This window comes from Erythrobacter sp. NAP1, assembly GCF_000152865.1.
Taxonomy (GTDB): domain Bacteria; phylum Pseudomonadota; class Alphaproteobacteria; order Sphingomonadales; family Sphingomonadaceae; genus Erythrobacter.
Window position 1 is genome coordinate 179,579 of record NZ_CH672390.1, and the last position, 21,959, is coordinate 201,537.

Here is a 21,959-nt window from a genome sequence, read left to right on the forward strand (position 1 = left end):
AAAGAGCTCTTTACAGGCCCGAATCACCAGCGGGCTCAAGGGATCTGAATTGGAAAACCGCCTGAAATATCACCGTGAGGCCGAAGGCTGGAGCCAGGGCGAACTGGCCCGGCGGCTTGGCGTCTCGCGGCAGACGATCAACGCGGTCGAAACCGATAAATACGATCCCTCGCTTCCGCTGGCGCTGCGCATGGCGAAGCTGTTCGGGGTGAGCGTGCCTGACTTGTTTATCGATCACTGGGAGCCGGACGCATGATGGGGAGCAACACAATGTCTGAAGAACGCGGGACGATGCAGAAAATCGCGAAGATGCTGGGACCGTCGGTCGGGATCGGCGTAGTTGTTGGCCTTGTGGCCGGGTTCTATGTGGGCTTCAGCGACGTCGACCTGTGGGCCTTGACCGACACCGCGCCGCGCGAACCTGCGGTCTACATCGCAGCGCTTCTGGCGGTTGCATACATCTTCGGCGGGATCGCGGCCTTTGCTGCCGTGTCCTTCCCCAAGCAACTCCACAAGCTCTTGGAAATGGAGGCCGACGATATCGCCGATCAGCCCGAGCTGTTCCGCTGGCAGGGTGCAAGCGCGATGCAGTTCGGCTTCGCAATCGGCACGCTGATACTTGCTGAACCGTTCGGATTGCTCGCGCCGGGGACCGCATTCGGCATCTTTGCGATGTTCGTCCTCCTTGGCATCGCGTCCTATCGCAAAAGCTGGGTGATGATGGACGAGCTGATGCTCGCCGCCGCGAGTGAGGCGACGGTGATCGGCTATTACATGATCCTGATCGTTGGGGGCGGCTGGGCAGTTCTGGGCCACCTCGGTATCGCGGCCGGGCCAAGCTTCCTCGACATCGTCAACATCCTGTGGGGCATGATCATCCTCGCAACCCTCTGGACCTCGACCCGCCGCGGCATTGTCGGCGGCTGATCTCACTCACCGCTAGGCGCAGGAAACGGAAAATGACAGCCATGACCAAGACCGACGAAACCAAGAAGAAGCGCTCCTACTGGTACTCCATCGCCGCGTGCGCGCTATCGGGAGCGGTGGCTGGCTACATTGGCGCGGACCTGATCACTGGGGGAGCGAATGGCGAGGTGATCGACATCAATGTCTCGCAGATTGTCGCCATCCTGATCGGCTTCATCCTGGTCATGTGCACTGTGATCGTCGGCATCGGCTTCACCTTTCCCAAGGCGGGAATGGCCATGAGGATGTTCGAGGACATCGAGGAATGGGAAGACGAGCGCCCCATGATGGGCCTCAGCGCCCTTGGCGGCGGTGCGTGGGGCGGCGCGTTGATCGTCCTCGCGCTCGCCGAGCCGCTTGGCCTCTTTGGCAGCCCGGTGCTGCTCGCCGTGATGGGCGTGCTGCTCATTGGTTTCGTCTACAGCTCGTGGCGCCTGCTGCGCGAATATGACGAGCTGTGGCAGGGCGTGAACGCTGAGACCTGCACCTACGGCATGTATCTGACGCTGCTGATCGGCGGGACGTGGTCGGTGGTCGCGCATCTCGGTTTTATCAGTGCGCTCGCACCGCTCGACTGGATCTCGCTGCTGACCGCAACCTGCCTCGTCGGAGCGATCCTCGCGACCCGCAAGCGGGGCATGCTGGAGGACTGAAAAGTCTTAAGCACCAAAAGGAAAGGCCGCTCGGTTTCCCGAACGGCCTTCCTTGCATCCAAGGGTATGGATCTTGGGTGTCTTGATAACTCCCGGCTGTTGTATCAGCTGGAGTAGTACATGTCGAATTCAACCGGGCTCGGTGTCGTTTCGAGACGCAGCTGCTCTTCCCACTTGAGTTCTGCGTAAGCTTCGATCTGGTCCATCGAGAACACATCGCCCTTGAGCAGGAACTCGTGATCTTCCTCGAGCGCTTCGAGTGCTTCGCGCAAGCTGCCGCACACGGTCGGAACTTCGGCGAGCTCTGCCGGCGGCAGGTCGTAAAGGTTCTTGTCCATGGCATCGCCCGGGTGAATCTTGTTCTCGATCCCGTCGAGGCCCGCCATCAGCAGCGCCGAGAAGGCGAGATACGGATTGCAGATCGCATCGGGGAAGCGGAACTCGACGCGCTTGGCCTTTTCGCCTGCGCCATACGGGATACGGCACGATGCCGAACGGTTGCGCGCTGAGTAAGCGAGCAGCACTGGCGCTTCGAAGCCCGGAACCAGACGCTTGTACGAGTTGGTCGTCGCGTTGGTGAAGGCATTGATCGCCTTGGCGTGCTTGATGACGCCGCCGATATAGTGGAGGCAAGTTTCCGAAAGGCCTGCATATTCGTTGCCGGCAAAGGTCGGCTTGCCGTCATTCCAGATCGACATGTGCGTGTGCATGCCCGAACCGTTATCGTCCTTGATAGGCTTGGGCATGAAGGTCGCGGTCTTGCCGTAAGCGTGGGCGACCTGCTGCACGACATATTTGTAGACCTGCACCTGGTCGGCGGTCTTGGTGAGCGTCGAGAAGGTGATGCCAAGCTCGTGCTGGGCAGCGGCCACCTCGTGGTGGTGCTTGTCCATGTTGAGACCCATTTCCATCATCGTGGAAACCATCTCGCCGCGGATGTCCATTGCGCTGTCGACCGGAGCGACGGGGAAATAGCCGCCCTTGGCGCGCGGACGGTGGCCCATATTGCCACCACCCAATTCAGTGTAATCGGTGCCGGTGTTGGTCGGCAGCTCAATATCGTCGATGCGGTAGCCTGAGCCAGCATAGCCGTCTTCGAAGCGGACATCGTCGAACATGAAGAACTCAGGCTCTGGCCCGACGTAGACCGTGTCGCCGATGCCGGTCGATGCGAGATAGGCTTCGGCGCGTTTTGCGGTCGAACGCGGGTCGCGAGCGTAAAGCTGACCGTCGGAAGGCTCGACAATGTCACAGAAGATGCTGAGCATCGGGGTTTCGGAGAAGGGATCGGGATAGACCGCATCCATGTCCGGCTTGAGGATCATGTCGCTTTCGTTGATCGCTTTCCAGCCTTCGATCGAGGAGCCGTCAAACATCAGGCCGTCGTCAAGCGCGTCTTCGTCCATGACGCTCGCTGCCATGGTCAGGTGCTGCCACTTGCCCTTCGGGTCGGTGAAGCGAAGGTCCACCCACTCGATGTCGCCATCCTTGATCTGTTTTACGACGTCTTTCGCACTAGCCATGTAGTTATCTCCAGCGTTGGTATTTTTCGTTCGAGAGGTGCGCCCAAGGTACCCCCTCCGGGCGCGGAAATTCGGGAAAGCTCTTATTGGTTAGATCGCCCCGTCAAATTGCATCGTCATCGGTCTCGCCCGTGCGGATGCGCAGGGCGCGCTCAATCGGGGAGACGAAGATCTTGCCATCGCCGATCCGTCCGGTCTGGGCCGCAGCGGCGACCGCTTCGACCACTCGGTCGGCCTGGTCATCGGGGACGACCACTTCGAGTTTTACCTTGGGGAGGAAGTCGACGACATATTCCGCGCCGCGATACAGTTCGGTGTGGCCCTTTTGACGGCCGAAGCCGCGTGCTTCGGTAACGGTGATTCCGGAAACGCCGATTTCGTGGAGCGCCTCCTTCACTTCGTCGAGCTTGAAGGGTTTGATGATCGCTTCGATCTTCTTCACTTGGAACGCTTTCCCCGTATCTGCACCTGAGCCGGTGCATGTTCTTGGCATTTATCGATCAAGAATCGTGCCAACGGCAGTTACACTTCGGTAGCCGATCCCCGCGCGGGCGCAAGGATCATTCGGAGTGCTCAGTTTCAGTGCATGATTGTGCATCGCAGCGCAACCGTGCTTAAGGGGAGGGCGATCGCTGCCTAAATTTTGGGCAGTGCGCGCGGCAATTTAGAGCCGCAGCCCGGTTGCTTCAGGCAGTCCGCACATGATGTTGAGATTCTGGATTGCGGCTCCGGACGCGCCCTTGCCGAGGTTGTCGAGCCGGGCGATGAGGCGCACATTCCAACCGCCCTCATTGCCGCACACGAACAGCTCGAGGCCATCATTGGCTGGCGCTCCATCGAGCAGCAGCAACTCGTTCGGTGCCTCGCCTTCGGCGACCTTTACGACCCGCGATCCCGAATAGAAATCGAGCAGCGCGGCGCGCAGGCTGTCGGAGTGCGGATCGGTAGACATCGCCCCAAGGTGCAGGGGCACCTCGACTATCATTCCGCGCAAAGCCGGTACCACCGAAGGGGCAAACAGGACTTCGTGCTTGAGCCCCGCGTGAAGCTTCATCTCTGGCCGGTGCTTGTGCGCGAGGTTGAGGCCATAGGTGCGGAAAGCGATGTCCGGCTCGGCTGCGAAGCGATCAATCAGCGCATTGCCGCCGCCCGAATATCCACTGACCGCGTTGACGGTGAAGGGCCAGTCGGCTGGCAGCAACCCGGCGCGGACCAGAGGCGCAACCAGCGCGAGGAAGCCGGTCGGATAGCACCCTGGATTACTCACGAAGCGCGCATTCGCGACCTCGTCATGCCCGATCAGCTCAGGGAAGCCGTATGTCCAGCCATCAGCCACGCGGTGTGCGCTCGATGCGTCGATGATCCGTGTGTCCGACCCTTCCGCCAGCTGCACCGCTTCGCGTGCCGCGTCGTCGGGAAGGCACAGGATCGCGACGTCCGCCTCGTGCAGGGCGTCCTTGCGCGCGGTAACGTCCTTGCGCTGCGCATCGTCCAGCACGAGTAACTCGAATTCGTCGCGCGCCTCAAGCCGGTCACGGATTTCGAGGCCGGTCGTCCCGGCAGCACCATCGATGAAAATGCGGGTAGCCATGGCGCCAAGCCATAGCCGGATCAGTCAGCGAGGCAATGGGCCTTCATGTAGCCGCTCGGGCCTTGCGGACCGAGGCAGCCCCAGATCCATTCACCTGCAACGTCGAGAACCTCGATCTCGGTCCCGGCTTCGAAGCGGGTGATGATTGGCGAATCGTCGCGCGTATTTTCCATCACGTCTGCGCCGCCTTCTCCGATCGTGCGGACATGCGGGATGACGTAATGCGCAGCGAGATGCTTCCCGGCGAGCGCGATGTGAGCCAAGTCGCCGCGCAGCGCGAGCGTTCCGGGCGCAGGCTTTTCGACCGGGCCTTTCAAGCCCAGTGCACCTTCAGGAACCGTGTATTCGTGATTGTCGCTGCTAGCGCCGCTCATTCAGATTATTTTCCTATTCGCCCCTTCTCGCGGCGCTTAGCGGCACTTGCTCTGATCGGCAAGTTAGCCGCATCGCTTGCTTGGAAACGTTCACCCTTCGAAGCGGTTCCGCAGCATGTGCCATGCTGCGCGCAGCCCGTAGGCGGCACCGCCCTTGCTGCGGCCGGGCTTGGGGAAGGGGCGCCATGCAAAGGTGTCGAAGTGCACCCAGTCAATCCCTTCGCCCACGAAGCGGTCTAGGAACAGGCCAGCGACGCTCGCCCCTGCATAGGGGTTGGTGTGCGCATTCGAGATGTCGGCGATATCGGAGTTGAGATATTCGCGGTAGCTGTCGGGCAGAGGCAGACGCCACGGCTCGTCATCGTTGGCCTTGCCCGCCTCGGTCATTTCCGCTGCCGTTTCGTCCTTCCTTGCCATCATCGCGGCGTAGTCGGGGCCAAGCGCCACGCGCGCTGCGCCAGTGAGGGTCGCGAAGTCGATGATGAGTTCCGGCTCCTCCTCGCTCGCCCGAGTCAGAGCGTCGCCAAGGATCAGGCGACCTTCGGCATCGGTGTTGTGTATCTCGACCGTGAGGCCCTTGCGGCTGGAGAGCACGTCGCCGGGGCGGAAGGCGTTGCCAGCAATCGCGTTCTCGACCGCAGGAACCAGCAGGTGCAGCCGCACCTTCATTCCGGCTGCCATGATAAGTTCGCCCAGCGCAATCGCGTGCGCCGCGCCGCCCATGTCCTTTTTCATCAGGCGCATGCCCGATCCAGGCTTGATATCGAGCCCGCCTGAATCGAAACAGACACCCTTGCCGACGATCGCGATCACCGGGTCTTTGTCCGAACCCCATGTGAGGTGCATGATGCGCGGCGCATGCTTGCGCTCCGCCGCGCGGCCCACCGCGTGAACCATCGGGTAGCCCTGCTCGAGCGCATCGCCGCGCGTCACTTCGAGGTCGGCCTTGAAAGCCTTGGCAAGCCGCTCGAACTCGGCCTCGAGCGCGGCTGGTCCCATGTCCTCGGCAGGCGTGTTGACGAGGTCGCGTACCAGCAGTTCGGCGCGCGCTTCGGCCGTTGCGGCTTCGATCTTGCCGGCCTCACCGGTCAGCAGAACGCGCGGGCCGGCGGCGTTCTCATCGTCCTTGTAGCGGGTGAAGCGGTACTGTGCGGTAAGCCAGCCGAACATCGCCGGACCCGCGCCCGTCTCAGCCGCTTCGCCAGCAAGCCGATAGGTGCCTTCGGGAAGCGCCTCGGAAAGCTTGGCGAGGCACCAGCTCGAAAGCTCCTTCGGATTGGCGACCCCGCCGACTGCGAAGAAACCGTCGCCATCGGGCACGATGCCGACCTGGTATCCTTTGCCCTCGAACTTCTGGCCCGAAAGGCTCGCTCGCTGGCTGGCGGAAAGCGACTTGGCAAACTCCTCAAATCCGCTTTCATTGACGAGGTGAATGTCGATCGCGTCCTGTCCGCGGTCGGGCTGGATAAGGTCTTGGATGTCGGTCATGGCCTGTCCATAATCGCGCTGGCATGCTTGTCACGCAGGAATTGGGTGAGAGGGGAAGTAACGCATGAGTCGGCTCTTGGGTTCTGTCGCACTGATCGCGGCAATTGCAGCGTGTTCCTCTCCTGAAGACATGGACGAAACGATCACGCAGCAGGTCGGCGAGAACACACTCGAAACGCTCGAACGGCGTGTGGCAGCCGATGCCGACCCCGGCGAGATCGCTATCAAGAACGACACTTACGAATTCGCCTATCGCTGGCCCCGGCAAGCCGCTGCGATCCCTGCGCTCGATGCCGCGCTCAGCGCCATGGCAGAGCGCGCGCGCACCGAATTCGAAGCGAGCGCCGCCGAGGCCGAGGCCGATGCGAAACGATACGACTACGACTATCGCCGCTACGCTTCCGAATGGACATGGGAGGTCGCTGCCGACACACCGCGTTTCCTCGCGCTGACGGGCAGCCAGTATGTCTACACCGGCGGCGCGCATGGCAATTCGACTTTCGATGCGATCCTGTGGGACCGCGAGGGCCATGAGGCAAAAGGCCCGCTCGAACCGCTCAGCGTCTTCACCGATGTGCCCGCGCTCTTCGAAGCGGCAAGCCAGCCTTACTGCATCGCCCTTGGCGAAGCGCGGATCGAACGGATCGGAGAGGCAGGGCTTGGCGAGGCAATCAACGATATCTGCCCCGAACTCAGCGAACTCACCGTCTCCTTCGGCACTTCGAACGGTCGGATGATCGACCGTTTGGTGCTGATCTCCGCGCCCTATGTCGTCGGCGCTTACGCCGAGGGCTCCTACTCCATCGAAGTGCCGATGAATGACGACATGCTGGCGTTGGTGAAGCCGCAATACCAGTCGGGCTTTGCGCTCGCGGATTAGAGGCACGCGTGGCCCCTCGCATTCCTGCAAGCCATTCGCTATATGACCGCGCATGACAGAATACCAACTCGTCGAGAACGAACAGACCGTCTATCGCGACGGCACGATCAAACTTCACACGCAAGAAGGCTTTGACGGCATGCGCGCCGCAGGCCAGCTCGCCGCGCGCATCCTCGATGAGGTTGCCGACATGGTGAAGCCCGGCGTCACGACCGAGAGCATCGACACGCAAATCCGCGAGATGATGCTGGATGCAGGCGCCGTGCCCGCAACGCTCGGCTATCGCGGCTACACTCACTCAAGCTGTATCTCGATCAACCACGTCATCTGCCACGGCATTCCGGGTCCCAAGGTGTTGAAAGATGGCGACATCCTAAACGTTGACGTTACCCCGCTGCTCGACGGCTGGCACGGCGATACGAGCCGCATGTTCTTCGCAGGCGAGCCTTCGATCAAAGCGAAGCGGCTGGTCGATGTGACCTATGAGTGCCTGATGCTCGGGATCGAGGCAGCACAGCCCGGCGCTCGTCTCGGCGACATCGGCGCAGCTATCGAAGCGCACGCCAAGCAGTTCCGTTACGGCGTCGTGCGCGAGTTCTGTGGCCACGGCCTTGGCCGCCTGTTCCACGATGCACCCGAAGTCGTACACGCGGCAAAGGCTGGCACGGGTCCGGAGCTGAAGCCCGGCATGTTCTTCACGATCGAACCGATGATCAATCTCGGTAAGCCCTGGGCAAAGGTGCTGGGCGACGGCTGGACCGCCGTGACGCGCGATAAGTCGCTTTCGGCCCAGTTCGAACACTCGATCGCGATCACCGAAGACGGGAACGAGATCTTCACGAAGAGCCCGACCGGCAAGGACCAGCCGCCTTACTGATTTGGGTAGCCCCATCCGGGGCTACGTCCTCGCTAGACCTGCAGCAAAGCTGCGCCCGCTGCGGGCGGGCGCTCTACCTATTTTGGCGCACTTGCGTTGCTTTGCACCGACAGATTCGCTTTACTCCCGGCTCGATACCGGGAGCGAACCTTCCAGCGGTACGAACGCCAGCAACGCGCCGGCCATCACCACGATTAATCCAACCGAAAACGCGAGCATCGCGAGCGTCGGCTTGGTTACGCGCCTTTGCGTCACCCACTCATAGCCAAGCGCGACCGCAATCGTGATCGGCGGCTGTATCGCGATGGCGACGGGATCGGGCAGTTCGAGCACTTGTGTTACGCGCGCATAAGCTGGCGTCATGAAGGCAAGCGTCCCGATCAGCATCGCCATGCGGTGTTCGGCGATGCGTTTGTGGCGCGCGAACCACAGGGCAGCGAAGTAGAGCGGAATGAAGGTCGCGAATGCGGCGATGTTGACGATGGTCACCTCGACCCGCCCCAACTCCTCGCCGATATTCACCGACAGGATCAGGCCCGAGACGGTCATCACCGCCACCAGTGCGATCGAGGATCGTCCCAGCGCCCGGTGAAACGCGAACCTGCCGCCAGCCGCCAGAAACGCCTGACCGGCCAGCAGCGCCAGCCATGCCAGCATCGACGCCGCGTGGATGATGACGAGCGGGGTGTAGCGCACCTGAACTTCGGGATGAGCGATGGCCTTCACGCCGAACGCCGCGATGGTAAATGCAAGCAGCGCGAGCGCTATCCGGCCAAGCAGGAAGTTCGCGCCGCTTTTACCAATTTCGGAATGCATTGTGAGCGGTCGTCTTTCCTTTGGCCGGGTCGCCAGCGCGGGGCCTACGCGAAACCGCGTATTAACCTGTTAAGCGAACCAAGCCGATACGCGTGCCTGCCATGATCGTACAACTGATACGAGGCCAGACACGGCGCGGAGGCATACCTTGTCAAAGCTATCCATCATTCTCTTGTTCGTAGCGATCGGGCTAACAATCGCTGCAACCTATTTCGACATCGCCAATTTCAGCAATGGTTCGGGCGTGCTGCTCGTCGCGGGGCTCGTCTATGCATTCTTCGTGGCGAAGCGCGAGGCGGCAGTGATCACCTACGTGCTGAGCGAGGATCAGATTATCCATGATGAGGACGAGGAAGAAGGCCCGCCCGTGCCAACCGGAATGGACGCACCCGTGCGCCGACCAGCGATGGTCAGCCTCTAGACTTCGCGCGCGGCTCTGATTGCAGCACCCGCGGCAAACGGGGCGAGAGCGACCAGCAGTAGACTGATTGCCGCCACGAAGCCGATGCTCGCGGCGTCCGAGCGGGCTAGCGCGCCTGACCCGAAAATCAGGATCGGCAGCGCGAGCGGGATGAGCAGCAGACCGGACAAGGCGGCCCCTGCGCGAAGGCTGGCGGTGAGGGCGGCGATCATCAGGCCGATGGCCGCAAGCCCGGGAGTGCCTGCGAGCAAGCCCAGGACCAGCAATTGCACCGTTGGCCCGTCGAGCGCGAGCAAAGCCGCAGCCGGGAAAGTCGCGAGGATCAGCGGCGGCCCGAAGCTTAGCCAGTGAGCGATAAGCCGCACCGCCATCATCAATTCCTCGGTCGCGCCGCGCAGCTTCAGCTGGTCGAATGTGCCAAGCTCGATGTCCTGCGCGACCAGCTTTTCCAGCGGAAGGATCGCGGCGAGCAGAGCGGCGATCCACACGACACCTCCACCCGTTCGCGCGAGCAGATTGACGTCCGGCCCGACAGCGAAAGGGTAGAGCATCGCCACTGCTACAAAGAACACCACCGGCAGCGCCGCACCTCCACCAGCAAAGGGAAAGAACTTCGACAGGTCGCGGCGAAGCATCGAACCGATCACAGCGCGTCCTCCCGCGCGGCGAAATCCTCGATTGCCAGAGCGCGCAGACCCTCGATCGCGAGCGGCTGGTGCGAGGCGATCAGCGCGGTGCCGCCGCCGCCGACATGCAGAGCAATCAGTGCGGTCACTTGCTTGATTGCCGCAACGTCCAGCCCGCTCAGCGGTTCATCGAGCAACCAGATTGGAACCCCGCGATTGAGCAGTGCGGCAAGCCCTGCGCGCTTCCTCTGGCCAGTCGAGAGATAGCGCACCGGCACATCGAGCAGCGGCTCAAGTCCCAGCACGCTCAAGGCTTTGGAAGGATCGGTGCATCCATCGACGCGCTGCCAGAAGCTCAGCGCCTTGCCGAGCGGCAGTTCCGGATCGAGCGCCGTTCTCTCATCGAGCAAGCCGATCTCGCCCTCGACCATCACCTCCCCCGCAAATGGCGAGGTCAGCCTGGCAAGCGTGCGGATCAGTGTCGTCTTTCCGGTTCCGTTCGCGCCGGTCAGGTGCAGCGCCTCACCAGAGCCGAGTTCGAACGACAAGCCTTTGAATAGCAATCGGTCACCGCGTCGGCAGGCAAGGTTCGAGGCGGACAGTTGAGCTTGCATCGCACAGTGCGTTAGGCAAAAGCGGTGCTCCCTACAACATCACGCGAGAGGTTCCTCCCCGATGGCCAATGTCCCCGAATTCGACGAAGCCGAACGCAATCAGCTGCTTGCCGATCATCCTGATTGGGAACTGGCGCGCGAAGGCAAGGCAATCACCCGCACATTCCAGTTTGGCGATTTCTCCGAAGCGTGGGGCTTTATGAGCCGCGTGGCGCTCGCCGCTGACACGCAGGATCACCATCCCGAGTGGTTCAACGTTTACGCCAAGGTCGAGATTACCCTCACCACGCACGATGCTGGCGCGAGCGGCGGGCTGTCGCTGCGCGATGCGAAGCTGGCGCGCGCGATCGACCGGCTGGTCTAGAGGTCCGTTCCCACGCCCTGCGTGCGGACTTGCTTTCGAACCATGCCAGGCAGCCAGCGCGTCAGGAACTGGAGGCGCTTGGCTGTCTTCCCGACCGTGTAATCGAGCTTGTCGCCATGCACCGCGTCCCAGACCACCGGGGGAACAGTGCTGACAGGTGAAACCTCGATCCCGGCTTCCTCGAGCCGTTCCTTGCCCGTTTGGTTCGAATCGGGCGTCACGTTGTCGATGATGGGGGTGTCGATGAAGCCGGGGCAGAGAGCGCAGACCTTGATGCCATCTTCGGCCCATTCCGCATCGAGGCTGCGCGTCATCCCGCGTACGCCCCACTTGGTTGCGCAATAGACGGCAAGGTTTGGCGCACCGATGATTCCGGCAAGGCTGGCCGTATTGATCAACACCGATCCCGGCGCCGCTTTCTTGAGATGAGGATGCGCAGCCTGCGCGCCGTAGATCACGCCCTTCAGATTGATGTCGAGCGTGGCCTCGATCTCATCGGAGGTCTGTTCGCCGATCGGGCCGCCGTGCCCGATACCGGCATTGTTGAACATGACATCGATCCGGCCACCCGCGGCGGTGGAAGCCGATTCCAGCGCGACATCCCATGCAGCCCGATCGCGCACGTCGAGCGGATGCGAATATTTGAAGCCGCCGGGGATCAGGCCGAGCGTGTCGGCCATGCCCTGAACATCGACGTCGGCCACGGTGACGAACCAGCCGCGCTCGCCAAAATAGCGCGCAACTTCGCGGCCAATGCCCGATGCTCCGCCCGTGATGAAGATGTGGCGGCGTTGTTCAGCCATGATGGTGATCCCTCTTCCCCGATTTCAATTTGAAACGGGTCTAGGGGGAGCGAGGCTAGCCGCCAAGCCCTTTCACATGGCTTTTGCCTTCCACGATTTCGGCAGTCGAAGGCTCCAGCACATCGCCCAGCGGCTCTGCCCGTCCGTGCAGCGTTTCAGCGAGGAAATTCTCGGTGATCGCGAAGAAGGCAAGGCTGTTGTCGGGCTTGGCAAAGCCGTGTCCTTCATCGGGGTAGAGGACGTAGGTGACCGGGATCCCCGCATCCTTCATCGCGCCGACGATCTGGTCGCTTTCGGCCTGCTTGACGCGCGGGTCGTTTGCGCCTTGCGCGATCAGGAGCGGCTTAATGATCTGGTCTGCCTTGTAGAGCGGGCTTGCAGCCTTCAGCAGCGCGAGGCCCTCCTCGGTTTCGGGATTGCCCATGCGCTCGTGGAAGATCTTCACCATCGGCGCCCAGTAAGGCGGGATCGTGCTGAGCAGCGTTTCTAGGTTGGACGGGCCGACCACGTCGACGCCGCAGGCGAAGACTTCGGGGGTGAAGGTGAGGCCCGCAAGCGTCGCGTAGCCGCCATAGGAACCGCCCATGATCGCGACCTTGTCACGCGCAGCGATGCCCTCTTCGATGGCCCATTCGACCGCGTCGATAAGGTCGTCATGCATCGCCAGGCCCCACTGTTTATTGCCTGCGTTGATGAAGTCCTTGCCGAAGCCGGTCGAGCCGCGAAAGTTGACCGACAGCACATGGTAGCCGCGATTGGCGAGCATCTGGTGCTGCGAGTTGAAGCCATATTCGTCGCGCGCCCAAGGACCGCCGTGGACGAGCAGAACCATGGGTCCCGGCGCGTCGGGCTTGCCATTTCCGTCAGGGTCGCTGCCCGCGGCAAGTGTAAGGAAGGAGGGCAGGGTCAGGCCATCGCGGCTCTTGATTTCGATCCCGTGCATCGGCTGCAGAGGGGCGCCTTCAAGTTCTGGCCGCGCGACGTAGAACGGATCGAGCGTGCCTGCCTTGCGGTCGTAGATATACGTCTTTGCGGGCGCGGTGAGCGGGTCGTTCCAGATGATCCAGGTATCGTCCGCCTCGGTGCGGCTGGAAATGCCGAAGTCACCTTCGAGCTTGCCATCAAGGAAATCGAACGAGGCACCGATACCCGCATCTAGCGCGGTAAATTCGCGGCGCAGATAGGTAACGGTGTAGCCGAGTACCTCGCCGGTTTTCTGATCGCGAAGCGTGCCGCTGATGTCGGCCTTGTCGTCCTCTGCGATCAAAGTGCGCTCACCGGTCGCCGTGTCCTGAGCATAGAGCGCAGCCGTATTCCGTCCGCGCCCGTCGAGCCAGTAAAGCACGCTGCCATCGACCGTGTAGCCCGCTGGCGAGGTCGTCATGGAATCTTCCATCGCGGTCGTCTCGAACGGTTCTTCCTCGACGCTGTTGCCATCGAAACGGAAGTAGTCGGTCCCGCCCGCATCGTTCTGAGCCATCGCCATGCGCAAGGTCAGCGTGTCGTCGGCCATGAAGCCGGCAAAGGCGTTGTTCTCGTAAATCAGTTCAAGCTCGCCGGTGGTGAGGTTGAGGCGGTGCACGTCGTGCCACTGCGGATCGCGGTTGTTGAGGCCGACAAGGATCGCGTTCTTGATCGTCTCGGATGAACCGACGATCTGCACGCGAGTGTCTTCGAACGGGGTCAGCGTAGTCTCTTCGCCGCTCACCACATCGACACGGTAGAGAAGGAAGTTCTCATCGCCCGCCTTGTCCTGAATGTAGAGGAGGCTGGTGCCGTCTGGCGACCACATATGCTGGCGGATCGGGCGGTCGGTTGCGCTTGTCATCGCCCTCGCGTCATCCGGATTGTCACGCGGCGCCAACCAGATGTTGAGAACGTCGTTATGGGGAGCAAGCCAGCTCAGCCACTTGCCATCCGGGCTGATCTGCCCCTGTGCGCGGGTAGGGTTGCCGAACAGGTGTTCGCGCGGGATCAGCGGGATGGTGTCGAGTGCTGGCATGGTGTCTCCCTGAGTGTTTTTCGTGATTGCGGTCACACCTAGGAACCGCACCGCGCGATGCAACGGGAAACTCCACGAGCGGCACATTTCGGACGAGCGGCGTCAGAAAAATGCGATTTTGTACCATCTGGGACATTCTGCGCCGTCACCAGCACGAATAGTTGGACGATCAGTCACGACGAAGGCCCCGACGGGCGGGGCCGACATGACAAGGATCGTAAACTGATGAAAACCATGATGATTGCCCTCGCTGGCGTTTCCCTTTCGGCCGGACTTCTGGCTCACGCCGCTCCTGCCGACGCGCAGTTCCGCAGCCTGCGCAACGCAGTCAAAAAGGTCGAAGACACCGCCAATGACGTGCGCGATGCCGCTGAAGATGTCGAAGCGGCGGCGCGCACCGTCGAAGGCGTTGCCAATTCGGATGGCCGCTCGGTCGTCGGCGCTGTCACCGGCGGTCGCGGCGCTGCCGTCAATCAGGCGATGCGCCAGCGCAGCAACTATCCGCAAACCGCCCGCGCACCCGACCATGTCGGCCGCGCCGGTCCGGCTCCTGCCAAATATGTCGATCAGATCTCCTGCGCGAACCTGAATGTCGGCAACGCATTCGTCGCAGAGGCAGGCGACTACACATTCAGCCAGGGCATCTCGACCGAGACCCGCGGCGGGCTGATCAATCGCGCAAACGTCAGCCCTACCAATGGTTGTTACTTCCCCGGTCTGGGCGTTGGCGATGTGCTTTATGTCGAGGTCGACAAGGCCGCCTATGCCAGAGGCGCTTACCGCATCCAGTGCGTCAGCTATGACGGTTCGGAGCAGCTCGATAACGTCCAAGGGCCGCGTCAGGGCAACTACACCGGCAAGGATGTGATGCTGCACACCGGCCACTCGCTCGGCTACACCCCGACGGCAAGCGGCAGCAATTCGGACCGCTCGAACGCCTATCGCGACTATCTCGACGGGCGAGGCCGCACGATGCTGACCTTCAACTTCGGCCCGCTGCACACCGACAAGTCGGGCACCGACTTCTTCTGCCAGTGGTACGACCGCGACACGAACAAGAGCGCGGTGGCCTTCACCTATCGTCGCGGACCGCAGGGCTGAGCCAGAGGCTGCGATACTCGAAAGCACCGGGCAAGGATTAGCGTGCCCCCTTCCTGGTGTGCGGCGGTCGGTTTTCTCCACAATGCGACCCAGAGGCTAGCCGGCCGCCGCAACCCTTCTTTCTTTCAAGATCAGTGAGAGACGAAACCATGTTCAAACCACTCATCGCTCTGTCCAGCGCAGCCATTGTCGCGCTCGCGCCGATGACTGCCGCGCCCGCCATGGCGCAGTCGAGCTCAAGCTCGGTTCCCAAGGACGGATCGTGCCCAACCGGCTTCAAGCAGTCGGGTTCGAACTGCACTTCGAGCAGCAAGGTGGCACTGCCCAAGATCGGCTCTTGCCCCACAGGATTTCGCGCTTCGGGCAATTACTGCGTGGGCGATGGCGACGATTATGCCGAGGTGCGCGATGGCTCGTGCCCGTCGGGCCTCAAGGCCTCGGGCCGCTACTGCGTGAAGTGATCGCACGCCCCATCTGCGATTTTCTGCGGCGCAATGGCGGGGAAGGCCGGGCTTTCGGGCTCGGCCTTTACCTGTCATGTGCAATATCGCGAATCGACTGATTATTCAGGCGTTTGGTATAGGGATCGAAATTGATGAGCGACCATCAGGGCGAACCAAATCAGGACGTGAGCGAGGCCTTGCAGGCCGTCGTGGCCAAGGCCTATGCCGCTGTGGCAGAGCCTCAAAGCTTCGTGCCGCTTCTCAACGACCTGATCGAAGCCGACGCGCAGATGGGCGGCATCGGCGAGGCTGCAGACATGCATTTCGCCAATGCCGAGGCGATCTTCGACAAGGTCTATCCGCTCGACGAGGCGGACTATTCCTCGATGCTGACGCACCTCGAAACCAGCCTCGAATGCGACCTTGCGATCGACAGCCAATTCCGGGTGATCACGGTCAACGACCGGGTCTTTGAAACCGGGGTCGAGGCTGAAAGCTTCGCGCCTGAATGGCTGTTCGACCCCGCTCGCGTGAAGGTTGAACAGGCACGCCTGCGCAAGGCGGCTGTTGGTGATGACCGCATTTTCCTGCGTCTCTTCACCGACCCCGAAGACGACGCCGGGCGCTGGTTTTCGGCCTACCGCGTCCCCTATAGCGGCGTGCATATCATCGCGCTGCAGGCCGTGCGCCTGCGTTGGGACGAAAAGAGCGCCGAAGCTTTTCAGCGCGCCTTTGCGCTGACCGAAACCGAGGTGGCGCTGACCAAGCATCTGGTTCGCGGAGGTTCCACGCGCGAATTTGCCGAGCTTCGCGGACGCAGTGTTGGCACGGCGCGCAACCAATTGAAGGCGCTTCAGCGCAAGCTAGCGATCAATTCAAAGGAACAATTGTTGCTCCTTTATGCGGGTTTCATCCACTCGCTCGACCCGCCGCACGAAGGCGACTTGGAGTTCGAGCATGAATGCAACTTCCTCTATGCCGACCCGCAAGGGCGCATGATTGCGTGGGAAGAACACGGTGATCCGCAGGGTAAGCCAGTGCTGTATTTCCACGCGCTCGAAGGGCCGTTGTTCACGCCGCAGGTGAGCGAGGCTGCGCGCGCGGCTGGGCTCAGGATCATAGCTCCGTGGCGTCCGTTCTACGGCGAGACAACGGGCGAAAAGCAGGGGCCACAATCGCCTCTTCTGTTTGCCGACCGCCTCACCGCCTTCCTCGACCATCTCGGCATCGACAAATGCGTTGCACTGGGTACGCAGGCGGGAACGCCTTTCCTCGCCGCCTTTGCGCAGAAACATCCCGAAAGACTGCATCAGGCGGTGGCAGCAGGGCCATTCCTCCCGATTGTCCAGAGCGACGACTACCGCTTCCTCACGACCCGTCAGCGAACCCATTTCAAGATCTCGCGCGTCGCGCCTGCCTTTGCCCGCGTTTACATGCGCGCGATGCTGGCGAGCATGGGGACGGGTGAGTTCTACAAGTTTGTCGAGGATTATTACGACAGCTGCTCACGCGAGAGCGCGACGGTCCAACGGCCCGAAGTCGTGCGCAATTTCCGTAAGGCGGCCAATTACGTGCTCCCGCGCGGCAAGATGGGGCCGGGCGACACGATGCTGAACTGGTCGGCGCAGTGGGGCGGCTTGCTCGAAGGGCTTGGCGACCGGCTCACCCTGCTGCTGGGAGAAGAGGACGCCAACACCCCGACCGAGTTCGCTCAGCTTTCGGCAAGGCGGTTTGGCCTTAGCGATCCGGTGGTGATCGAGGACGCGGGCAGCTTCTTGATCGAAGACCAGCCTGATGCTGTATTCAAAGTTGTGCGCGGGGCGTTTTGCTGACTTGTTTCACTGCGCATCGAGTTGCGTCACGTGGTGGTAATGCCACCCTTTTTGGGGATACTTGGAAACACGGCTATTGTAAGAATGCCTTAGAGGGCATTGGCAGACACCGTGGGGGGAGCATGATAGAACGCATAGCTTGGCTCTTGGCCGTACTCGCCCTGTTTGTGATCCCGATCGGGCTCTTGTTGCTGAAGAATTTCGCGAGCCGATGGACGATACTCGCGCTGATCTTCTTCCTCGCAAACGCACTTTACGCCGTTGCTTATCTCGCCCCATGGGAAATTTGGGGGCTATGGCTTTTGCGAGGCCTTTCCCTGATCGGCGCGGTGGCGATAGCGATCGGACTGTATCGGCTCGTCAAAAGTAGCTGGCAAAGACCCGGATGGCTTGCGCTTGCGGCATCCGTGTTTGTCGTTCTTGGTGGTGCCTATCTTGCGTATCTCAATGTTCGCAGTGTCCAGGCGCGAAACCTGCCTTCGGAACCGGTTGCCCTGCAATGGCCGCTTGAAGACGGGCGCTATTACGTCGTGCAGGGCGGGGCTGCGCCTCCGCTGCAGAGAGCACACGCTTCAACAGGCGCCAGGGCCTATGCGGTCGACCTTGTAAAAATGGGTCCGGCGCTTCACGCCTATCGTGATTTTCTGGATTATGATTTCGCAGAGTCTCAAATCTGGGATGCACCCGTTTATGCACCTTGCGACGGCGAGATCGAGTGGGCCCGGGATGGAATGCCAGACGGGTTGGATTACGATCCAGATGAGCGCAAGCCGGCAGGCAATGTAGTGTCGATCAAATGCCAAGGAGTCTCGGTTCAGATACCCCATTTCCGCCAAGACAGCATCGCGGTTGAGGTCGGCCAGCGTGTTGTGGCCGGCGACCTGCTCGGCAGAATTGGCAACTCGGGGAGTGCCAGCGGGCCCCATCTGCATATCCACGCAGAGCGAGGACCGCTCAAGGAAGACTATTCCGACAACACGCCTGTCCCGATTACCTTCAATGGCCGCTTTCTGTCGCGCGGCGATATCTACGAAGCTGGCCGCTAAAGCGCAGGGTTCGCGTAATAGTGCCAGGTGAAGATCGCCATCGCCCCGCGATGCGGTGACCAGCGTTCGCCCAGATCGCGCGTCTCTTTCTCCTTGGGCCGCTCTTCCATGTCGAGCAGGCGTTTGACGCCTTCCTGCACGGCGAGGTCCCCGGCGGGCCAAATGTCAGTGCGGCCCTCGGCAAACAACAGGTAGATTTCCGCCGACCATCGCCCGACCCCCTTGATCTGGGTGAGCTCCTCGATCGCTTCTTCGTCATCGGCTGGCAGTTTGTGAAAGTCGAGTTCGCCCGCATCGACCAGCTCGCACAAGGACCGCGCATAGCCCTGTTTCTGGCGCGACAAGCCGCAGGCGCGCAGCGTGTCGAAGTCGCGCTTCAACAGGCAGGAGGGCGTGAAATCCTCGCCCAGTTCCGCCTCCAGTTTGTTCCACATCGACGTCGCCGCCGCGACGGAGACCTGCTGGCCCACGATGGTGCGAAGCAGCGTCTTGTAGCCCCGGTCGCGCAGGCGCGGTGCGGGATAGCCGATGCGCGCAAGCTCCTCGCCCACCCGCTCATCTTTCGCGGCCAGAGCGTCCATTTCGCGCATGATGATTTCGGCAGTCAGCCCCATGGTCCAAACCTCTAGGTTGCACTTGGCAATGGAACTCCCTAGCTGACAGGCCGTATTTTCCAAGCGTGCATCCTTGCGCTCAATCTATTCGAGAAGGACATACCTTTATGCCCAAGCTGGTCGTCACCAATCGCGAAGGCGAGACGAGCGAAATCGAGGTCGAGAACGGCCTCAACGTCATGGAAGCCGTGCGCGATAACGGTTTTGACGAATTGCTGGCGCTTTGCGGCGGCTGCTGCTCGTGCGCGACCTGCCACGTCTATGTCGACGAAGCGCCGACCGCACTTCCCGAAATGAGCGAAGACGAAGACGACCTTCTCGAAAGCAGCGACCACCGCAACGAAAAGTCGCGCCTGTCGTGCCAGATTCCGCTGACCCCGGAACTCAGCGGGCTTAAGGTAACTATCGCCCCTGAAGATTGATGTTGTTTGCGGCGAAGCGGGCCAGCGCCTAAATCGCTCTCCATGAACATCACTCAACCATTCGGCGACACGCTCGCCCTGATTGGAAATACGCCGCTCGTTCGCCTTGCTGGACCCAGCGAGGCGGCGGGCTGTGACATCTGGGGCAAGTGCGAATTCGCCAACCCCGGCTCAAGCGTGAAGGATCGCGCGGCGCTCTATATGATCCGCGATGCGGAAGGCCGCGGCGAGCTGAAGCCCGGCGGAACGGTTATCGAAGGCACGGCTGGCAACACCGGGATCGGCATTGCGCTTGTTGCCAATGCGCTGGGCTATAAGACGATCATCGTCATGCCCGACAACCAGTCGAAGGAGAAGATGGACACATTGCGCGCATTGGGCGCCGAGCTGGTCCTTGTTCCTCCGACCAAATACGCTGATCCCTGCCACTTCCAGCACGTCTCGCGCCGCATGGCCGAAGAGACCGAAGGCGCGATCTGGGCAGGCCAGTTCGACAACACCGCCAACCGTCGCGCTCATATCGAAGGCACTGCGATCGAGCTGTGGGAGCAAACCGGCGGCAAGATTTCCGGCTTCACCTGCGCGGCTGGCACCGGCGGTACGATTGCGGGTGTGGGTATGGGGCTGAAGGAAAAAAACCCCGACATCCGCATTGCGCTGACCGATCCGCATGGCGCGGCGCTCTACAATTATTACGCGCATGGCGAATTGAAGGGCGAAGGCTCTTCGGTCGCCGAAGGGATCGGGCAGGGACGCATCACCGCGAACCTCGAAGGCGCGCCAATCGACACGCAATTTCGCATTTCGGACGAAGAAGGCCTAGTCTGGGTCGAGCATCTGCTGCGCAAGGAAGGGCTGTGCCTTGGTCTTTCGAGCGGGATTAACGTCGCAGGCGCGATTGAACTGGGCAAGCAACTGGTCGCGGACGGTGTCGAGAACCCGCAGGTCGCGACGATCCTGTGCGACACTGGCTTCCGCTATCTCTCGACGCTCTACAACGCCGAGTGGCTCGCTTCGAAGAACCTGCCGGTGTTCGACTGGCTCACCCAAAACCAAAGCGATTAATCGACAGGCCAGCCAAGCCGCGCTAGGTCGTTGCACATGACCGGCGGACGTTTTGGATCAAGCGCGAACGAGAGCGAGGGGCCACCTGAAGGTGCGCCGCTTGGCGGGACACGTGCAGAAGCGGCGCAGCGGCTCCAGGTGGGGCTGTTCGGGATCGTCTCGATGATCCTGCTGGTGGGCCTTGCGAGCATCATCGGTACGCAGGCCGACCGGACCGAGGAGGGCGCGGTTCCCGAAGCGGCTCCAACCACCGAGCCCACCGAAGCGCCTCCGCAGCGCGACCCGCTCGCCGATGCAGGGATTGTCCCTGACATGCCCGCAGAGCCAAGCCCAACGCCTACGGCTGCGCCGACCGGTGCAACGCAGGATCTGCCGAATGCACCAGCGCAGGGCGCGGGCCAGACCTCAACGCCTGAACAATAGGTTTTCTATGCGCTTGCTGCCGTGGCAGTTGACCTTCGTATTGGCGATCGTTGTCTGCGCAGGCGTTGCTTTCAGCTATCTCTATGAGAGCGGGAAAGAAGTGGAGCGTGTTCGTTCGGTCGTACAGAACGCTACCGCGATCAAGGACACCGTAATTGAGCGCCCGAAGGTTGGGCTCATGACCAGCTTGCCGATCTACTGGCCGCTTGAAGCGGAGTTTGCCGACTTGGCCTCGGGCAATGTCGAGGTGCCGTGGCAGCGCGAGGTGATCGAGGTGCGCTTCGAAATCGTGCCGCTCGATACGCTTTCACCGATCCCCGCGCTCGACCCTGATGCGCCGCCAATCGATCCGCTGGAAGGGTTGAAGAATCTTGCCGTGATCCAGCCCAAGGGGCTGTCGCCTGCCGACAATGTCGCGCTCGACGAATGGGTGAAGCAGGGTGGAAAGTTGCTGCTGGTGCTCGATCCGCTACTCACCGGGCACTATCACGTCCCGCTCGGCGATCCGCGCCGTCCCGCCGATGTCGCGCTCATCCCGCCAGTTGTGGCGCGATGGGGACTGTCGGTGGAGTTCGATGAAGAACAGGCCCCGCTTCGCAGCGAAACCTTTGACGAAGGCAGCAGGCTCGAACTCGCCATGGCAGGGGCCATCCGTGTCTATGACGCCGCCGCAGACTGTGAGGTCACAGCAGGCGCTGCGATGGTCCGCTGCAAAGTCGGCGAGGGGCGTGTGACCTTGCTTGCAGATGCCGCCGCTTTCGAAGGAGAGCGGACACAAGACGGCCAATCTGCTAGTATCCATGGGCTTGCACGCTATGCGTGGGAGTGACGAATGGTTTGGGAATATTGCGGGAAGCACCCCGCCAGCAGGCCAATCTGGTGAGACTCGGGTGGGAATTGTTCGCGGATTCGCTGCCAAACACCCTCACTGACACGGGAAAACACGGGAATGATGGGTTGAACAGGGATTTGACGGGCACATAGGTAGTCATAGAAAAATACAGTAAATCAGATG

General features: G+C 61.6%; 25 protein-coding genes and 1 pseudogene. 15 read left to right on the plus strand and 11 right to left on the minus strand.

What is annotated here, in order from left to right; all coding sequences use genetic code 11:
- Window positions 1–49 precede the first annotated feature (49 nt).
- The 3 genes from NAP1_RS00785 to NAP1_RS00795 are packed head-to-tail and all read left to right on the plus strand — an operon-like array spanning window position 50 to window position 1,619.
- Entirely contained in the window at window positions 50–256 is a 207-nt protein-coding gene (locus NAP1_RS00785) for a helix-turn-helix transcriptional regulator (protein WP_007163298.1), read from the plus strand.
- Between the two features lie 14 nt (window positions 257–270).
- A complete protein-coding gene (locus tag NAP1_RS00790) occupies window positions 271–927 on the plus strand; it encodes a hypothetical protein (RefSeq protein ID WP_156777160.1) in 657 nt (218 codons plus the stop codon).
- Between the two features lie 32 nt (window positions 928–959).
- Complete coding sequence (locus NAP1_RS00795) at window positions 960–1,619, plus strand: hypothetical protein (protein ID WP_040464130.1); 660 nt, start codon at window positions 960–962, stop codon at window positions 1,617–1,619.
- 104 nt (window positions 1,620–1,723) lie between these two features.
- On the opposite strand, the gene glnA is transcribed toward NAP1_RS00795, so the two are convergent.
- From glnA to NAP1_RS00820, 5 genes are all read right to left on the minus strand, one after another.
- Entirely contained in the window at window positions 1,724–3,142 is a 1,419-nt protein-coding gene (gene glnA, locus NAP1_RS00800) for a type I glutamate--ammonia ligase (RefSeq protein WP_007163301.1), read from the minus strand.
- Between the two features lie 103 nt (window positions 3,143–3,245).
- Entirely contained in the window at window positions 3,246–3,584 is a 339-nt protein-coding gene (locus tag NAP1_RS00805) for a P-II family nitrogen regulator (protein ID WP_007163302.1), read from the minus strand.
- 222 nt (window positions 3,585–3,806) lie between these two features.
- Complete coding sequence (argC, locus tag NAP1_RS00810) at window positions 3,807–4,733, minus strand: N-acetyl-gamma-glutamyl-phosphate reductase (RefSeq protein WP_007163303.1); 927 nt, start codon at window positions 4,731–4,733, stop codon at window positions 3,807–3,809.
- Between the two features lie 20 nt (window positions 4,734–4,753).
- Window positions 4,754–5,107 carry a hypothetical protein gene (locus tag NAP1_RS00815; RefSeq protein ID WP_007163304.1) on the minus strand — a complete coding sequence of 118 codons (354 nt, stop codon included), beginning with the start codon at window positions 5,105–5,107 and terminating at the stop codon, window positions 4,754–4,756.
- Between the two features lie 90 nt (window positions 5,108–5,197).
- On the minus strand, window positions 5,198–6,595 hold the full coding sequence (locus NAP1_RS00820) for a M17 family metallopeptidase (protein WP_007163305.1): 1,398 nt from the start codon (window positions 6,593–6,595) through the stop codon (window positions 5,198–5,200).
- Window positions 6,596–6,659: 64 nt separating this feature from the next.
- Between NAP1_RS00820 and NAP1_RS00825 the strand changes: the two genes are divergently transcribed.
- Window positions 6,660–7,475, plus strand: coding sequence for a PdaC/SigV domain-containing protein (locus NAP1_RS00825; protein ID WP_083776237.1), 816 nt, complete (start codon window positions 6,660–6,662; stop codon window positions 7,473–7,475).
- A 52-nt stretch (window positions 7,476–7,527) separates the two neighbouring features.
- Window positions 7,528–8,352, plus strand: coding sequence for a type I methionyl aminopeptidase (gene map / locus NAP1_RS00830; RefSeq protein ID WP_007163307.1), 825 nt, complete (start codon window positions 7,528–7,530; stop codon window positions 8,350–8,352).
- A 120-nt stretch (window positions 8,353–8,472) separates the two neighbouring features.
- On the opposite strand, the gene NAP1_RS00835 is transcribed toward map, so the two are convergent.
- A complete protein-coding gene (locus NAP1_RS00835) occupies window positions 8,473–9,168 on the minus strand; it encodes a hypothetical protein (protein ID WP_007163308.1) in 696 nt (231 codons plus the stop codon).
- A 148-nt stretch (window positions 9,169–9,316) separates the two neighbouring features.
- On the opposite strand from NAP1_RS00835, the gene NAP1_RS00840 reads away from it, so the two are divergent.
- Window positions 9,317–9,589 carry a hypothetical protein gene (locus NAP1_RS00840; RefSeq protein WP_156777161.1) on the plus strand — a complete coding sequence of 91 codons (273 nt, stop codon included), beginning with the start codon at window positions 9,317–9,319 and terminating at the stop codon, window positions 9,587–9,589.
- On the opposite strand, the gene NAP1_RS00845 is transcribed toward NAP1_RS00840, so the two are convergent.
- Both NAP1_RS00845 and ccmA read right to left on the minus strand, forming a co-directional pair.
- On the minus strand, window positions 9,586–10,236 hold the full coding sequence (locus NAP1_RS00845) for a heme exporter protein CcmB (RefSeq protein ID WP_007163310.1): 651 nt from the start codon (window positions 10,234–10,236) through the stop codon (window positions 9,586–9,588). The two genes, NAP1_RS00840 and NAP1_RS00845, sit on opposite strands and share 4 nt — an antisense overlap.
- The gene (gene ccmA, locus NAP1_RS00850; protein WP_007163311.1) at window positions 10,233–10,829 is read right to left on the minus strand and encodes a heme ABC exporter ATP-binding protein CcmA; all 597 of its coding nucleotides are present in this window, start codon (window positions 10,827–10,829) and stop codon (window positions 10,233–10,235) included. Before ccmA ends, NAP1_RS00845 begins: the two co-directional genes overlap by 4 nt.
- A 61-nt stretch (window positions 10,830–10,890) precedes the next feature.
- Here ccmA and NAP1_RS00855 point away from each other — a divergent pair, with 61 nt between their 5' ends.
- The gene (locus tag NAP1_RS00855) at window positions 10,891–11,193 is read left to right on the plus strand and encodes a 4a-hydroxytetrahydrobiopterin dehydratase (protein WP_007163312.1); all 303 of its coding nucleotides are present in this window, start codon (window positions 10,891–10,893) and stop codon (window positions 11,191–11,193) included.
- On the opposite strand, the gene NAP1_RS00860 is transcribed toward NAP1_RS00855, so the two are convergent.
- Together NAP1_RS00860 and NAP1_RS00865 are read right to left on the minus strand one after the other, a co-directional pair.
- Window positions 11,190–11,996, minus strand: coding sequence for an SDR family oxidoreductase (locus tag NAP1_RS00860; protein WP_007163313.1), 807 nt, complete (start codon window positions 11,994–11,996; stop codon window positions 11,190–11,192). The genes NAP1_RS00855 and NAP1_RS00860 overlap by 4 nt on opposite strands.
- Before the next feature lie 55 nt (window positions 11,997–12,051).
- Window positions 12,052–13,998 (minus strand): S9 family peptidase, encoded by a 1,947-nt coding sequence (locus NAP1_RS00865; RefSeq protein ID WP_050750445.1) that lies wholly within the window; start codon window positions 13,996–13,998, stop codon window positions 12,052–12,054.
- An 875-nt stretch (window positions 13,999–14,873) separates the two neighbouring features.
- Between NAP1_RS00865 and NAP1_RS16750 the strand changes: the two are divergent.
- From NAP1_RS16750 to NAP1_RS00885, 4 genes and pseudogenes are all read left to right on the plus strand, one after another.
- Window positions 14,874–15,140: pseudogene (locus NAP1_RS16750) on the plus strand (hypothetical protein); the annotation flags it as partial.
- A 108-nt stretch (window positions 15,141–15,248) separates the two neighbouring features.
- Window positions 15,249–15,560 (plus strand): hypothetical protein, encoded by a 312-nt coding sequence (locus NAP1_RS00875; RefSeq protein ID WP_007163316.1) that lies wholly within the window; start codon window positions 15,249–15,251, stop codon window positions 15,558–15,560.
- A gap of 134 nt (window positions 15,561–15,694) precedes the next feature.
- Entirely contained in the window at window positions 15,695–17,374 is a 1,680-nt protein-coding gene (locus tag NAP1_RS15745; protein WP_007163317.1) for an alpha/beta fold hydrolase, read from the plus strand.
- Between the two features lie 122 nt (window positions 17,375–17,496).
- Window positions 17,497–18,420 (plus strand): M23 family metallopeptidase, encoded by a 924-nt coding sequence (locus tag NAP1_RS00885; protein ID WP_007163318.1) that lies wholly within the window; start codon window positions 17,497–17,499, stop codon window positions 18,418–18,420.
- Here NAP1_RS00885 and NAP1_RS00890 read toward each other — a convergent pair.
- Window positions 18,417–19,034 carry a DNA-3-methyladenine glycosylase gene (locus tag NAP1_RS00890; RefSeq protein WP_007163319.1) on the minus strand — a complete coding sequence of 206 codons (618 nt, stop codon included), beginning with the start codon at window positions 19,032–19,034 and terminating at the stop codon, window positions 18,417–18,419. The genes NAP1_RS00885 and NAP1_RS00890 overlap by 4 nt on opposite strands.
- 107 nt (window positions 19,035–19,141) lie before the next feature.
- On the opposite strand from NAP1_RS00890, the gene NAP1_RS00895 reads away from it, so the two are divergent.
- Genes NAP1_RS00895 through NAP1_RS00910 form a run of 4 tightly spaced genes read left to right on the plus strand, consistent with a single transcriptional unit; the run spans window position 19,142 to window position 21,773 of the window.
- The gene (locus NAP1_RS00895; protein ID WP_007163320.1) at window positions 19,142–19,456 is read left to right on the plus strand and encodes a 2Fe-2S iron-sulfur cluster-binding protein; all 315 of its coding nucleotides are present in this window, start codon (window positions 19,142–19,144) and stop codon (window positions 19,454–19,456) included.
- A 42-nt stretch (window positions 19,457–19,498) separates the two neighbouring features.
- The gene (locus NAP1_RS00900) at window positions 19,499–20,521 is read left to right on the plus strand and encodes a cysteine synthase A (protein ID WP_007163321.1); all 1,023 of its coding nucleotides are present in this window, start codon (window positions 19,499–19,501) and stop codon (window positions 20,519–20,521) included.
- 36 nt (window positions 20,522–20,557) lie between these two features.
- The gene (locus NAP1_RS16550) at window positions 20,558–20,944 is read left to right on the plus strand and encodes a hypothetical protein (RefSeq protein WP_007163322.1); all 387 of its coding nucleotides are present in this window, start codon (window positions 20,558–20,560) and stop codon (window positions 20,942–20,944) included.
- Between the two features lie 7 nt (window positions 20,945–20,951).
- Window positions 20,952–21,773 (plus strand): hypothetical protein, encoded by an 822-nt coding sequence (locus NAP1_RS00910; RefSeq protein WP_007163323.1) that lies wholly within the window; start codon window positions 20,952–20,954, stop codon window positions 21,771–21,773.
- Window positions 21,774–21,959 lie beyond the last annotated feature (186 nt).